Consider the following 13,647-nt stretch of genomic DNA (forward strand, 5'->3'; position numbering starts at 1 on the left):
GCCCGTTCATCGCGAGATCAACGGACAGGCTTCAAAGCGTTGTTCTTGCGTCGAAACAGGAAAACCGGGGTCTGCGGGGCCCCGGTTTTCTGCATCACCGATCGTCAAGGGGACCGTCAAGGCCAGGGAAGCGAATAGGTCTTGACGTTGGTGAAGCTCTTCATCGCCTCGATGACGCCTTCCTTGTAACCGTTGCCGCTGTCCTTGATGCCGCCGAAGGGGGACATTTCGATGCGGTATCCGGGAACTTCCCAGATATTCACGGTGCCGACCTTGAGGCCGGCAATATAGGCCTGCATGCGGCGGAAATCATGGGTGCAGACGCCGGAGGAAAGCCCGAAGGCGGTGGAGTTGGAGAGGCGGATCAAGGCCTCGTCGTCGTCGGGGGCGCGGATGATCGGGATGACCGGACCGAAGGTTTCCTCCATGACGAGATCGGAGCCATGCGGCACCCGGTCCACCACGATCGGCGGCAGGACGGCGCCCTTGCGGCCCGGATCGTAGAGCACCTCGGCACCCTGTTCCGCGGCGCGGTAGACGCGTTCCTCGAAAAGGGCGGCCGCCTTTTCATTCACCACGGTGCCGAGATCGTTCGAACGGTCCATCGGATCGCCGAAGCGGAGCTTCTTCGCCCGTTCCAGCACCAGCGGCACGAAGCGATCCGCCACGCTTTCCTGCACCAGGATGCGCTTCACCGCCGTGCAGCGCTGGCCGGAATTCTTGGTGGCGCCCGCCACCGCCAGATCGGCCGCGCGGGCCAGATCCTGGTCGGACAGGTCGTTCAGCACAATCAGCGGATCGTTGCCGCCGAGCTCCAGCACCTGGCGCTTGTAATGGGCATGGGAGGCGATGAGCTTGCCGACCGGAACCGACCCCGTGAAGGTGATGAGGTCGAAATCCGGATTGGTGATCATCTCCATGCCGATATCGCCCGGCCAGCCGGTGACGACGGAGAGCATTTCCGGCGGCAGCCCGGCCTCGTAAAGGATGTCGGCCAGCACCAGGGCGGTGATCGGCGTCAGTTCGGTCGGCTTCACCACCACGCAATTGTTGGTGGCGATGGCCGGCGCCACCTTGTGCGCCACCATGTTCAGCGGATGGTTGAAGGGCGTGATCGCCGAGATCGCCGTCAGCGGTTCGCGCAGGGTAAAGATCTTGCGGGCCTTGCCATGGGGGGTGAGGTCGCAGGAGAAGATTTCCCCGTCGTCGCGGATGCACATCTGTGCCGCCAGCGTGAACACGTCATAGGCACGGCCCACCTCATAGAGGGAGTCCTGCTTGGAAATGCCGAGTTCCAGCGTGATGATGTCGGAAATTTCCTCCCGGCGGGCGGCGAGCGCCTCCGCCGTGCGGAACAGGATCTGCTGCCGCTCGTAGCGCGTCAGCTTGGGCTGATAGGCGGCGGCGATGCGGAAGGCTTCGCGGGCATGCTCCGCCTGTCCCGCCGGCACCGTACCCACCACGGTATTGTCGTAGGGGTAGAGCACGTCGATCCGCCCCTCCGCCTCCACCTTGAGGCCGGCAATGCGCATGGGCTCGTGCCGGACCGAAATGGCTTTCTCCACCGTCGTCATGCGCCTGCCTCCTCTTCGACCAGGGCCGCTGCGGTCACGGCATAGTAGAATGCATCGAAATTGCGCAGGTGCGGCTGGTCCGGAAGGCTCGGCAGCACCCGGTTGACGATGAAGGGAACCACCTGCTCGGTCAATCCGCCATGCGAACGAAGCGGCTCGTTGAGCGCGGCGAGATCATGCCGATGCTCGCTGGTGCCGAGCGTCTTGTTCTCCGAGGAGATCAGCACGATGTCGCCAATCCGGTCTTCCGGCAGCTCGAAGCGGGCGCAGGCCTGCTTGCGGTCCAGCACCACGTCGATGCCGGGAATGGCAGACAGGCGGCCGACGAGGCCGGGAATGTCCGAGCCCTTCGGCAGATAGGCCGTGGCAAAGGAGCCCAGCGCCCCGTGATGCACGACATAGGGATCGGTGATCGGCAGGATGACCCGGGCTGCGTCCTTGCCGAGCCATTCGTCGAGCAGGTCCTGCAGGTAGATGACGTCAGGCGTGCCATCGGCCTTGTGCTTCGGCTTCATGCCATGATCGGCGGTGACGACGATGGCGGCGCCGAGCGCGTCGAGTTCGGCCAGGTAGCGGTCGAACATTTCGTAGAAGGCATTGGCCTGCGGCACGCCGGGCGCATATTTGTGCTGCACGTAATCGGTCGTGGTCAGGTACATCACATCCGGGCGGAATTCACGCAGCAGTTTGACACCGGCCGCGAAGACGAATTCGGACAGCTCCGCCGAATACACTTCCGGTACCGGACGGCCGAGCCAGCGCGAGGCATTGTCGATGCCGTTGGCGGAGACCGTCGACGTATCGGACTTCTCCGAGGAGAAGCACACCGCCCGGCCCTCGTCATAGCGCAGCCCGTGCCCGAGAAGCGCCCGCAGCTTGTCCTTGGCGGTGACGACCGCGACGCGGGCGCCCCGGTCGTAGAAGGCCTGGAACACGGTGGGCGCGCGCAGGAAGCGCGGATCGTTCATCATCACCTCTTCGCCGGTGGCGGGATCGTAGAGGTAGTTGCCGCAGATGCCGTGCACGGCCGGGGGCCGGCCGGTGGCGATGGAGAGGTTGTTCGGATTGGTGAAGCTCGGGATGACGCTGTGGGCGAAGCGCTCGGTGCCTTCTGCCTTGATGCGGGCCAGCGTGGGCATGAGGCCGGCCTTGATGGCTTCATCCAGATAGGCCGGCTCGCAGCCGTCCAGGCAGATCGCAATCGCCGGAACCCGGGGCCAGGGATAGTTGCGCCCGTTGGCGGTCACGTATGAGGGGGTGTTCACGTTCATTTCTCTTTCCTCCAAAGGGGATCAGGCGGCAAGCCGCGCGCGTTCCTGAAGCGCGCTTTCGGGCGGCGCGGCATGATCGACATTCATTTCGGCAAGGCTCGAACGGGCGGCCTCCACGACCCGGCGCATCACATGGTCGTCCATCCGGCCGATGCAGCCGATCCGGAAACTGTCCACCACCGTCAGCTTGCCGGGATAGATGATGAAACCCTTCTGCTTCATGAGATCATAGAAGCGCTCGAACTGGAAGTTCGGATGGGCCGGGCTGAAGAAGGTGACGATGATCGGCGACAGCCACTGGTCGTCGAGAAGCGTCTCGAAACCAAGGGCGCGCATGCCCGCCACCATCACGTCGCGGTTGCGGGCATAGCGGGCACCCCGGCCCGCGACGCCGCCCTCTTCCGCATGCATCCGCAAGGCTTCCTGGAAAGCGGCCACCACATGGGTCGGCGGCGTATAGCGCCACTGGCCGGTCTTGTTGAAAGTGGTCCACTGGGCATGGAGATCGAGGCTGAGCGAGTGGCTGTTGCCGCGGGCGGCCTCCAGCGCGCTCTTGCGGGCAATCACGAAGCCGAAGCCCGGAACGCCCTCGATGCACTTGTTCGCCGAAGAGACGATCGCCTCGTAACGGATGTCGTGAATGCCCGCCGGCACCGCGCCGAAGGCGCTCATGGAATCGACCAGCAGCTTGCGACCCCGCGCCTGAACCGCATCGGAAATTTCCTTGAGCGGGTTCAGGATGCCCGAGCTCGTCTCGCAATGCACGACGACCACATGGGTGATGGCCGGATCGGCATCGATGGCCGCTTCCACTTCCGTGCCACGGGGCGGCATGTAATCGCCCTTGTCGATCACCACGTGATCGCGGCCGAGATAGACCAGCGTCTGGGCAATGCGCTGGCCATAGGCGCCGTTGACCAGCACCAGCACCTTGCCGTCGCGCGGCACCAGGCTTCCCAGCATGGCCTCGACGCAGAAGGAGCCGCTGCCCTGCATCGGCACGCAATCGAATTCACCGGCCGTATCGCCGGCCATGGCCAACAGGTCCTTGCGGATCGCGGCGGTGATCGCCCGGAAATCCCCATCCCAGGACCCCCAGTCCCGCAGCATGGCTTCCTTGACGGAATAGGCGGTCGTCAACGGACCGGGCGTGAGGAGATAGGGTTCCCCGAGGCGGGGCGTCTCAAAGCGTGTCTGGTTTCGGCTTACGACTGGGCTAGGCATGGCATTCCCCGTTCCTTTCGTTTGGGCTGAATGGACTATCGCAGAGCCGATAATCATATGTAAAATCGATATTTCAAATTGATCTAACGATTTTGTCGATGTTATCGCCCGCCCGGGACAGGCGGCTCTCGGAGAGGTCTCCGCGCTCCGTCAGCAGCGGATAGGCAAGCGTGGCGAGCAGGGCGTTGATTTCCTTCAGCGCCCGCGACGTCTCCACATGGGTATTGCTGGATTCGATGCTGTCGCGCCGGTTGGCTTTCAGCCGTTCGAGGTGTTCCTCGTGGCTGCGCCGCACCAGACGCCGGACCTCTTCCTTGCCCCGCACCAGCGAACGGGCCAGCTCCGGATCGGCATAGACCAGCAGGTTGAAGGCATAGGCCATGTTCTGCTTGACGGTGGCGTGGATCTCCCGCAGTTCCGTCCAGCCTTCCGGGGAGCAGCCGGGTTCGCCGCGCAGGCGGTCTTCGGCCAGTTCGAGCAGGGACTTCGAGACGATGTCGCCCGCATGCTCGAAATTGATGGCGGCATCGATCAGCTCCACCCCGCGCCGGCTTTCGGCCTCGTCCAGCGACCGGCGGTTCACGGCGGCGATATAGAGCTTGATGGCCCGCTGGCTTCGGTTCATGTGGCCTTCGAGCTGGCGGATCCGCTCGATGGCGGCGACCGTGGGCGTTTCGAGGACATCCATGATGCTGCCGAACATGTGGCGAAGGATTTCGCCCATGAAGAGCACCTCCCGGGTTGCGGCGGCCAGCGCCTGACCGGGGCGATCGTGCAGGGAGGGATCGAGCGCGCTGATGCGGCTGGCATAGGGATCTTCCGCGGCCGGGTCCGGCGGGCGCGACGGGATCAGCCGTTCGAGCAGCCGCGCCATGGGTCCCGCAAGCGGCAGCGACACGACGAGAAGCGCCCCGTTGAACAGCAGGTGAAGATTGGCGAGCTGGGCGGCTTCCGCCTGTCCGCCGAGAGGCAGCAGCGGCAGAACCAGATCCCCGGCAAACAGGAAGATCAGGCCGCCGGCCAGCCGGAACAGCAGATTGCCGGTGGGAATGCGGCGGGCCTCCGGGCTGAGGCCGCGGCTCAGCCAGAAGGCGATGAAGCCGCTGCCGAGATTGGCGCCCAGCACCAGCGGATAGCCCGCATCGACCGGCAGAAGCCCGTTATGGCAAAGGCTGAGGATCAGCACCATTGCCGCCACGCTGGAATGGATCGCCCAGGTGAAAAGGGCGGCCACCACCATGCCCGTCACGTGATCGTCCGCGAGGTAGCCGACGATTGCAGGCAGAAAGCGGCTTTCCTTGAGCGGCGCGGTCGCTTCGCCGATGAGCCGCAGCGACAGGAGAACGAAGGCGATGCCGAGAAGAATGCGCCCGGTTTCGCGCAGGCGGTTGCCGGATGTCTTCAGATGCAGGAAGCCGCCCGCCGCCAGCAGCAGCGGCATTAGCCAGCCCGGATCGAAGGACAGGATGCGCACCACGGCGGCCGAGCCGAGATCGGCACCGAGCAGGACCGATAGGCCCGTCTCGAGCCCCAGCATGCCGCTGGCCCCGAGGCCTGCCGTGAGAATGGCGACCGCGGTCGAGCTTTGCAGCAGGATGGCCAGCGAAAACCCCGTGACGGCGGGTCCGACGCGACCGCGCGAGGTGGAGCCGAGTTGCCGCTTGAGCAGGGCGCCATGGGCATTTTCAACCCCCTGGCGAACGAGCTGCACCGAGAACAGCAGGAGCAGCGTGGCTCCCGCCAGCTTGAGGATGATGATGGCGAACGACATGGGATACCCTCCGGACTGCGAAGTCCGTCACTCTCACTTTTCCCTTTACATAAGGCAAATCGTTCGTTTCTATTAATCCATAGACCAAAGCGATGATTGAGGCTTCCCATGCGATATGTGCAATTACGCGCCTTCCACTATGTGGCCCTGTGTGGCGGCTTCTCGCGGGCGGCGGAAGCGCTCTGCCTGACGCAGCCCGCCATTTCCGATCAGGTGCGCAAGCTGGAGGAGGAATATGACGTCCTCCTGTTCAACCGTTCCAAGAAGCAGGTGACGCTGACGGCGGCGGGCGACCAGCTTCTCGACATCACCCGGCGCATGTTCGACACCGAACAGCAGGCGATGGATCTGCTCTCGGAAAGCCGGACCCTGCGCTCCGGCCGGCTGCGCGTGGTGGCCGATGCGGCCCACCATGTGCTGCCGATCATCTCCGCCTTCCGGCAGCGCTACCCGAACATCCGGATCTCCTTCATGGCCGGCAACACGGAAACCGTGATGTCGTCCCTTTATTCCTACGAGGCGGACATCGGGATTCTCGGGGAAATTCCGGCCAGCCGGGACTATGAAATCCTCCAGCTGAACTCCACGCCCATCGTGGCCATGGTGCCCGCCGGCCATCCGCTGGCGAAGGCGGGGACCGCCAGTCTGGGCACCCTGCTGGCCTATCCGCTGGTGCTGCGCGAACGCGGTTCGAAGACCCGGGCCAAACTGGAGGAGAAGGCCGCCTCCCTCGGACTTGCGGTCGAGGCGACCATCGAGGCCGAGGGACGCGAGGCGGTGCGCGAAATCGTGGCGGCCGGCGCCGGCATCGGCTTCGTCTCCGCTGCGGAATTCGGCCATGACAGCCGCCTGGTGCGCATCGAGATCGAGGACAACGACATGCTGATGGACGAAGCCCTCATCTGCCTGAAGGAGCGGAGCAAGGCGAAGCTGGTGCAGGCCTTCCTGACCCTCGCCCGCAGCCAGGAAACGTGACCCACCGCTTACGGCTTACGAGGAGAACTGTGCTGAAGTTTGCGCCCGGGCAAAAACCGCTTCGCCCTGTCCTGCCATAGATCGCGCCTCAACGGGAGGAAACGAGCGATGCAGGATCGGACCAGGCGCGTTGTCGTGGGCGTTTCGGGGGCCTCGGGCGCACCGCTCGCCCTTCAGGTGATGGCGCGGCTTGCGGGCCTGGCGGAGGTGGAAATCCATCTGGTGCTGTCCGATGCCGCGCGTGTCACCGTCCGGCACGAGGCAGGCGAAGGGGCGCTGGACCGGCTGGTCGCCCTTGCCCATGTCCATCACCCCATCGACGCGATCGGCGCCACCATTGCCAGCGGCTCGTTCCGCGTTCACGGCATGATCGTCGTGCCCTGTTCCATGCGCAGCCTTGCGGCCATCGCCACCGGGCTTTCCGACACTCTTCTGGTGCGGGCCGCCGACGTGCAGCTGAAGGAACGGCGGCGCCTAGTGCTCGTCACCCGGGAAACGCCGCTGCATCTCGGCCATATCCGCAACATGGCGACGGTGACGGAAATGGGGGCGATCGTCATGCCGCCCGTGCCGGCCTTTTACCGCCGGCCGGTTTCCCTCGAGGCGGCGGTGGATCACCTTGCCGCCCGCGCCATCGACCTGCTCGACCTGCCGATCGGCCCGCTCGCCACCCCCTGGGACGGCGGCGCCTGAGGGCCGTCAGAGGCCGAGGTCCTGCCAGAGGCGGTCGACCCGGTCCTTCACCGCGTCGCTCATGGTCAGAACGCGGCCCCATTCCCGGTCGGTCTCCGTCCCGATCTTCGTCGTCGCATCGAGGCCGAGCTTGCCGCCGAGCCCCGCCTTGGGCGAGGCGAAATCCAGATAATCGATGGGCGTATCGGACAGGATCAGCGCGTCGCGGCTGGCATCGAAGCGGGTGGAGAGCGCCCAGAGCACGTCCTCCCAGCGGCGCACGGCGATGTCCCGGTCGACCGCGATGATCAGCTTCACATAGCTGAACTGCGGCAGCATCGACCAGAGCCCCAGCATCACCCGGCGCGCCTGCCCCGGATAGCGCTTGTCGATTGCGACCACCATGACCCGGTAGGAACAGGCCTCTGCCGGCAGCCAGAGATCGACGATCTCCGGAAACTGGCGACGGGCGAGCGGCACGAAGAGATCGTTCATCACCTCGCCAAGGCGGGACGGCTCGTCCGGCGGACGCCCGGTAAAGGTGGAGAGATAGACCGGCGCCTTCTTCAGCGTGATCGCCGAAAGCGTCATCACCGGAAAGGGCTCCACCGCGTTGTAATAGCCCGTATGGTCGCCATAGGGCCCTTCGGGCGCCGTCTCCTCCGCGGATACGGTGCCCTCCAGCACGATTTCGGCACTGGCGGGCACCGGCAGCGGCTGGGTCAGCGCCCGGGTGACCGGGGTCGGCCTGCCGCGCAGGAGGCCGGCAAAGGCAAGCTCGCTCATGCCCTCCGGCAGCGGCATGACGGCGGAGAGGATGGTCGAGGGATCGGCCCCGATCACCACGGCGACAGGCATGTCGCGCCCTGCCCTCTGCCACTGGCGGTGATGCCGGGCCCCGCCGCGATGGGCAAGCCAGCGCATCACCAGCCGGTCGCGACCGAGCACCTGCATCCGGTAAATGCCGACATTCACGTCACGCGGATTGTCCGGGCTGGCGGTGATGACGAGCGGCCAGGTGATGAGCGGCGCGGGCTCTCCCGGCCAGCACCATTGCACGGGAAGCCTCGCCAGATCGATCTCCGCGCCGGTGAGCACCCGTTCCTGGCAGGCGGCCCGATGTTTACGGGAGGTGCGCATGGACAGGGCGGGCCGCAGAAAGGGCAGCCGCTCCAGAAGCTCCCGGACCGAGCCCGGCATGCGCGGCTGGCGAAGTTCGGCCAGCATCTCCGCCAGCGCCGGAATATCCGCCGGTTCCCGCCCCATCCCCCAGGCGATCCGCTCGCGCGTGCCGAAGAGGTTGACCAGCACCGGCATCTCCGCCGGTTGCCCTTCGGCCGTCACGGGCCGTTCGAAGAGAAGCGCCGGCCCGCCAGCCTCAAGAACCCGGCGATGGATTTCAGTCATCTCGTGAACGAGCGACACGGGCCTTGCGATCCGCTTCAGCGCGCCGCGCCCTTCGAGAAAGGTCATGAACTCTGGAAGCGAGGAAAAACGGGGAATGGAGGAAGGGTGCGCGAACATGCCGCCACCCTCGTGCCAAAAGCTGCATCCGTCTTTGTGGTTTCACAAATACCGGCTGGATCGCACCCGCTATAACCCGTTTCGAACCGGACTGGAGGAGAAACGGCGCATGGCCTTTCCAAGACTGATGGCGCGGGCGGCCGGGCTGATGCCGCGCCTGCTGGTGCAGAAAATGGCATCCGATCTGTTTGCGGCGGTCATGGCCGCCCATCCCGAAATCATCGAGCGGCTGGATGGCCATGCGGCAGCAACCTTCGCCTTCGAGCCGACGGACATGGATCTCCGCTTCCTCGTCCAGCCCGCCCGGCGTCGGATCGAGGTCCGGAAATCGGGCAAGCCCGTCGAGGCGGATGCCCGGGTCGCAGGGCCGCTCCATCTGCTCCTGCTGCTGGCCGAGGGCGAGGCGGATGCGGATGCGCTGTTCTTCTCGCGCGACCTGACCGTGACCGGCGACATGGAGGCGCTGCTGGCCCTTCGCAACGTGCTCGATGATTGCCGGATCGACATCCCCGCCTGCATGGCGGGTCTGGCCGGCCCCTTCGGCGGGCTGGCGGAAGGCGTGGCGCGGCAGGTTCGCCGGCACGTGCTCGGACCCGAGGGTGCCGCATGGAACTGATCTGCCCGGCCGGCACGCCGGCAGCTTTTCGCGAAGCCGTGGAAGCCGGTGCCGATGCGGTCTATTGCGGTTTCCGCAACGAAACCAATGCCCGCAATTTCCCCGGCCTCAACTTCTCGCCGGAGGAGCTTGCCCGCTCGATCGCCCATGCGCGGAGCCGGGGGGTGAAGACCTTCGTCGCGATCAACACCTTCATGCGGGCCGGGGCGGAGGACATCTGGTACCGGGCCGTCGACGATGCAGCCCGGCTGGGTGCCGATGCGGTGATCCTCGCGGATTTCGGGCTGATGGCCTATACCGCCGAGCGCCATCCGGAGCTCAGGCTGCACGTCTCCGTCCAGGCCTCGGCCTCCAATCCGGATGCCATCGCCTTTCTGGTGGAGGCCTTCGGCGCCCGGCGCGTGGTGCTGCCGCGCCTGCTGACCATTGCCGATATTTCCCGGCTGGTCCCGCAGATCGGCTGCGAGGTGGAAATCTTCGTCTTCGGCGGGCTGTGCGTCATGGCGGAAGGGCGCTGCTCGCTCTCCTCCTATGCGACGGGCAAATCGCCGAACATGCAGGGCGTCTGCTCGCCGCCCAGCCATGTGCGCTACCGGCAGGAGGGGGCGGAGCTGGTCTCCGAACTCGGCGACTTCACCATCAACCGTTTTCCCGCCGGCGAGGCCGCCGGATATCCGACGCTCTGCAAGGGCCGGTTCGAGATCGGCTCGGCGCGCGGCTATGCCTTCGAGGACCCGGTCTCGCTGGATGTGATGGCCGAGATCGACGCGCTTCGCGCCGCGGGTGTCTCCGCTCTCAAGATCGAGGGGCGCCAGCGGGGCAAGGCCTATATCGCCGAAGTGGTTTCCACCATGCGCCGGGCCCTCGAAGCGCCCGCCGCCGAGCGCAGCCGGCTCCTTGCGGGTCTCGCGGCCCTCAGCGAGGGGCAGAAGACCACATCCGGTGCCTACCAGAAGAAATGGCGGTGACTGTCATGGCTAAACCTGCACGACCCGGCCTGTCGCTCGGCCCCGTGCCCTTCCTCTGGAACGGCGAGCGCTGGCGAGATTTCTATTTCCGCATTGCCGACGAAGCGCCCGTCAGCCATGTGACGCTCGGTGAAACGGTCTGCTCGAAACGCCTGCATTTCACCGAACCGCATCTCGCCGAGGTGATCGAACGGCTGGAGCGGGCGGGCAAGACGGTTCTGCTCGCCACCCTTGCCGTCGTCGTGCTGGAGCGGGAAATCCGCCATACCCGCATGCTGGCGGAAGAAAGCCCGCTGATGGTGGAGGCGAGCGACCTCTCGGCCCTCCATCGCCTTGCCGGCCGGCCGCATGCGGTCGGGCCGCTGGTCAATGTCTATAATGGCGCCACCGCCCGGCTGCTGCGGAGCCGGGGCGCAGAAATCATCTGCCTGCCGCCCGAGCTGCCGCTCGCCTCGATCGCAGCCATTACCGCCGCCGTGCCGGACTGCGAGACGGAGGTGCTGGGCTTCGGGCGCATGCCGCTCGCCCTTTCCGCCCGCTGTGCCCATGCCCGCGCCAAGGGGCTGACGAAGGACAATTGCCAGTTCGTCTGCGGCGAGGACCCGGACGGGCTGACCGTACAGACGCTTGCCCGGCAACCCTTCCTGTCGCTGAACGGCATCCAGACCCTTTCCCACACCTGCCAGGCGCTGATCGACGAGCTGCCGGACCTCGCGGCCGCCGGCGTTGCCCGCATCCGGCTGTCGCCGCAGGATTGCGACATGGCAGGCGTTGCCAAGGTTTTCGAGGCGGTGCTGGCCGGCCGGATGGAAGGCGGAGCAGCGCGCGAACGCTTGACGGCGCTCTATCCTTCCGCACCGCTTTCCAACGGCTTCGTCCATGGCGAGGCAGGCGCTGCCTGGGTCGCCCGCACGAGAAATCGTCAGGCAAGCGGAGACCGGCCATGAGCGCGATGACCCTCTCTTCCGCCGCGCCGCTTCTCGACGCCGCCCGGCGCGAACGGCGGCGGCTGATCGCGCTTGCCGACCTGCTCGGCGAAATCGACGACCTCGACGAGGAGACCGATGCCGATGTGATCGGCGAGGCCGTCTGCCTGTTCCGGGATGCCGCCTCCGCCGCCTCCGCGGGGGCCGCCCTTCTCGATCATCTGCTCACCACCACCCATCCGGCCCGAGCCATTTCGGACCCCACTCGAAAGGACCAGCCATGACCACCCTCTCCCTCGACCAAACCGTAAGGCACATTGCCGGAGACCTGCCCGGTGCGGCACAGATCTTCCGGGATCACGGGATCAATTTCTGCTGCGGCGGCGATGTCCGCCTCGATGCGGCCGCCGCGCAGGCCGGCATTCCCAGCGAGACCCTGCTCGATGCGCTGACGGCGCTCCAGACGGAAGCCGGAAAGGAAGCGCCAGATCAGACACCGGACCTGATTGCGCATATTCTCCACCGCTACCATGAAACCCACCGGCGCGAGCTGGATTGGCTGATCACGCTGGCGGTGAAGGTGGAGCGGGTGCATGGCGATCACGAACAAGCGCCGCGCGGCTTGAGCGAGGCGCTGCTTGCCATGCGCGACGATCTCGAAAGCCACATGATGAAGGAGGAGCGCGTGCTTTTCCCGGCCATGGCGCGGGCGGACCTGCCGGATGTGCGCACACCGATCCTGTGCATGCGGGACGAGCACGAGGAGGCCGCAGCCCTGCTGGAAGCCATCGAGCATGCGGCGAATGGCATGAAGCTGCCGGAGGGCGCTTGCGGTTCCTGGACGGCGCTCTATACCGGTCTCCGGAAATTCTGCGACGATCTGGTCATGCACATGTATCTGGAAAACCATGTGCTGTTTCCCCGCTTCGAGGGACGGGGCTAAAGCCCCTTGGCGGGCGCGCCCGACGCCATCCGCCAGCTCCTTGACGGGCCGCACCGGCTGCTCTTCCTGTTTGCGGCGCTGTCGGGTCTCGCCGGCGCATCCCTGTGGCTCTGGCTGCCCGAGGGGCTCGATCCCGTTGCCCTCCACCGGAACCTCTTCCTGGGTGGCATGGCGCAGGCAGCCGTCTGCGGCTATGTGCTGACCGCCCTGCCCGGCTGGACGGGGGCGCCCCGCACCGGGCCGCGCGGCAATGCGGTCTTCGCCCTCCTCTGGCTTGCCGGACTGCCGGCGCTCCTCGCCCCCTCCGCCGGCTGGCCTCTGCCGGCCGCATCGCTCGGCATCGCCGTGACACTCACCGTGCTTTTCCGTTTCGCGAAGGCACGCACCCTCTCGCGGGTGCTGGTGCTGCCCTTCCTGCTTCTGCTGGTAGCGGGATGGAATGCCCTTCCGGAGGACGGGATTGCCCGGCTGGCTTTCCCGCCCGAAACGATGGTGCTGGTGCTGGCCGGGTTGATCGGCCTGATCGGCGGCCGCGCCCTGCCCGCCTTCGGACGTTTCTGGCAGGCGGCCTCTCCAGCCTCCACCCGTCCGGGCGCGATACCCGGCGTCGCCGGCCTGTTGCTGACGCTTGCGCTGCTCGCCGCCGGCCATGGGAAGGCCGCCGGTTTCAGCCTGGGTCTTGCGGGGGTTGCCTTCCTGGTCCAGGGCCTGGCCTGGCCGTGGAAGACGGCGCTTGCCTATCCGGCGCTTCTCATCCTCTACCTTTCCTGGCTCTGGTTGCCGGCGGGGCTGCTTGCAGCCGGTTTCGGCCTTGCCAGCGGGCAGGCAACGGGCGCGAGCGCCCTGCACGCGCTGACGACAGGGGCGATTTCCACGATGATCTACGGTTTCATGGCGCGGGCCGCGATGGAAAGGATCGATGGCCGGTTGCGGCTCGGTCTTCGGCTCGGCTCCGGCTACGGCGCGATGGTTCTGGCCGCCCTGCTGCGCACCGGCCTATCCCTCGGCCTGCTGTCGCCCGCGATGCTCCGCCCGAGCGCCGCGCTGATGGCGCTGGGGTGGCTCCTGTTTCTGTCGGCCTATGGGCCAAGTCTGGCAAAGCCTGCGCCACGTCCGGTCTTCAGCGCGGCCCATCCGGCCGAGGACCGGCGCGGGCGGGGGATCGTCCGACGCTCCTGATTGC

The 13,647-nt window shown here is 66.3% G+C and carries 13 protein-coding genes; 8 read left to right on the top strand and 5 right to left on the bottom strand.

The genetic code is table 11. From position 1 onward, the window contains the following. Nucleotides 1-116: 116 nt before the first annotated feature. The 4 genes from phnY to ACT54B_RS20045 form a co-directional block, all read right to left on the bottom strand. Complete coding sequence (phnY, locus tag ACT54B_RS20030) at nucleotides 117-1,574, bottom strand: phosphonoacetaldehyde dehydrogenase (protein ID WP_476047540.1); 1,458 nt, start codon at nucleotides 1,572-1,574, stop codon at nucleotides 117-119. Continuing rightward, nucleotides 1,571-2,845 (bottom strand): phosphonoacetate hydrolase, encoded by a 1,275-nt coding sequence (phnA, locus tag ACT54B_RS20035; RefSeq protein ID WP_476047541.1) that lies wholly within the window; start codon nucleotides 2,843-2,845, stop codon nucleotides 1,571-1,573. Before phnA ends, phnY begins: the two co-directional genes overlap by 4 nt. Before the next feature lie 21 nt (nucleotides 2,846-2,866). Then, nucleotides 2,867-4,069, bottom strand: coding sequence for a 2-aminoethylphosphonate--pyruvate transaminase (locus tag ACT54B_RS20040; RefSeq protein WP_476047542.1), 1,203 nt, complete (start codon nucleotides 4,067-4,069; stop codon nucleotides 2,867-2,869). Between the two features lie 73 nt (nucleotides 4,070-4,142). Next, a complete protein-coding gene (locus ACT54B_RS20045) occupies nucleotides 4,143-5,840 on the bottom strand; it encodes a Na/Pi cotransporter family protein (RefSeq protein ID WP_476047543.1) in 1,698 nt (565 codons plus the stop codon). 108 nt (nucleotides 5,841-5,948) lie between these two features. Between ACT54B_RS20045 and ACT54B_RS20050 the strand changes: the two genes are divergently transcribed. Continuing rightward, on the top strand, nucleotides 5,949-6,815 hold the full coding sequence (locus ACT54B_RS20050) for a LysR substrate-binding domain-containing protein (RefSeq protein ID WP_476047545.1): 867 nt from the start codon (nucleotides 5,949-5,951) through the stop codon (nucleotides 6,813-6,815). A 108-nt stretch (nucleotides 6,816-6,923) separates the two neighbouring features. Further along, nucleotides 6,924-7,508 carry a UbiX family flavin prenyltransferase gene (locus ACT54B_RS20055; protein WP_476047546.1) on the top strand — a complete coding sequence of 195 codons (585 nt, stop codon included), beginning with the start codon at nucleotides 6,924-6,926 and terminating at the stop codon, nucleotides 7,506-7,508. Nucleotides 7,509-7,514: 6 nt separating this feature from the next. Here ACT54B_RS20055 and ACT54B_RS20060 read toward each other — a convergent pair whose 3' ends face one another. Next, on the bottom strand, nucleotides 7,515-9,011 hold the full coding sequence (locus ACT54B_RS20060; RefSeq protein WP_476047548.1) for a UbiD family decarboxylase: 1,497 nt from the start codon (nucleotides 9,009-9,011) through the stop codon (nucleotides 7,515-7,517). Between the two features lie 109 nt (nucleotides 9,012-9,120). On the opposite strand from ACT54B_RS20060, the gene ubiT reads away from it, so the two are divergent. Genes ubiT through ACT54B_RS20090 form a run of 6 tightly spaced genes read left to right on the top strand, consistent with a single transcriptional unit; the run spans nucleotide 9,121 to nucleotide 13,643 of the window. Then, on the top strand, nucleotides 9,121-9,627 hold the full coding sequence (ubiT, locus tag ACT54B_RS20065; RefSeq protein ID WP_476047550.1) for a ubiquinone anaerobic biosynthesis accessory factor UbiT: 507 nt from the start codon (nucleotides 9,121-9,123) through the stop codon (nucleotides 9,625-9,627). After that, nucleotides 9,618-10,595, top strand: a complete 978-nt coding sequence (ubiU, locus tag ACT54B_RS20070; protein WP_476047551.1) for a ubiquinone anaerobic biosynthesis protein UbiU — start codon at nucleotides 9,618-9,620, stop codon at nucleotides 10,593-10,595. The genes ubiT and ubiU overlap by 10 nt, the downstream gene beginning before the upstream one ends. Before the next feature lie 5 nt (nucleotides 10,596-10,600). Next, on the top strand, nucleotides 10,601-11,542 hold the full coding sequence (gene ubiV, locus ACT54B_RS20075; protein ID WP_476047552.1) for a ubiquinone anaerobic biosynthesis protein UbiV: 942 nt from the start codon (nucleotides 10,601-10,603) through the stop codon (nucleotides 11,540-11,542). After that, a complete protein-coding gene (locus tag ACT54B_RS20080; protein WP_476047553.1) occupies nucleotides 11,539-11,805 on the top strand; it encodes a hypothetical protein in 267 nt (88 codons plus the stop codon). Before ubiV ends, ACT54B_RS20080 begins: the two co-directional genes overlap by 4 nt. Beyond that, complete coding sequence (gene ric / locus ACT54B_RS20085; RefSeq protein WP_476047554.1) at nucleotides 11,802-12,464, top strand: iron-sulfur cluster repair di-iron protein; 663 nt, start codon at nucleotides 11,802-11,804, stop codon at nucleotides 12,462-12,464. The genes ACT54B_RS20080 and ric overlap by 4 nt, the downstream gene beginning before the upstream one ends. Nucleotides 12,465-12,470: 6 nt before the next feature. Next, nucleotides 12,471-13,643 (top strand): NnrS family protein, encoded by a 1,173-nt coding sequence (locus ACT54B_RS20090; protein ID WP_476047556.1) that lies wholly within the window; start codon nucleotides 12,471-12,473, stop codon nucleotides 13,641-13,643. The last annotated feature ends 4 nt before the right edge of the window (nucleotides 13,644-13,647 follow it).

It is taken from the genome of Gellertiella sp. DMC107, from assembly GCF_056313605.1.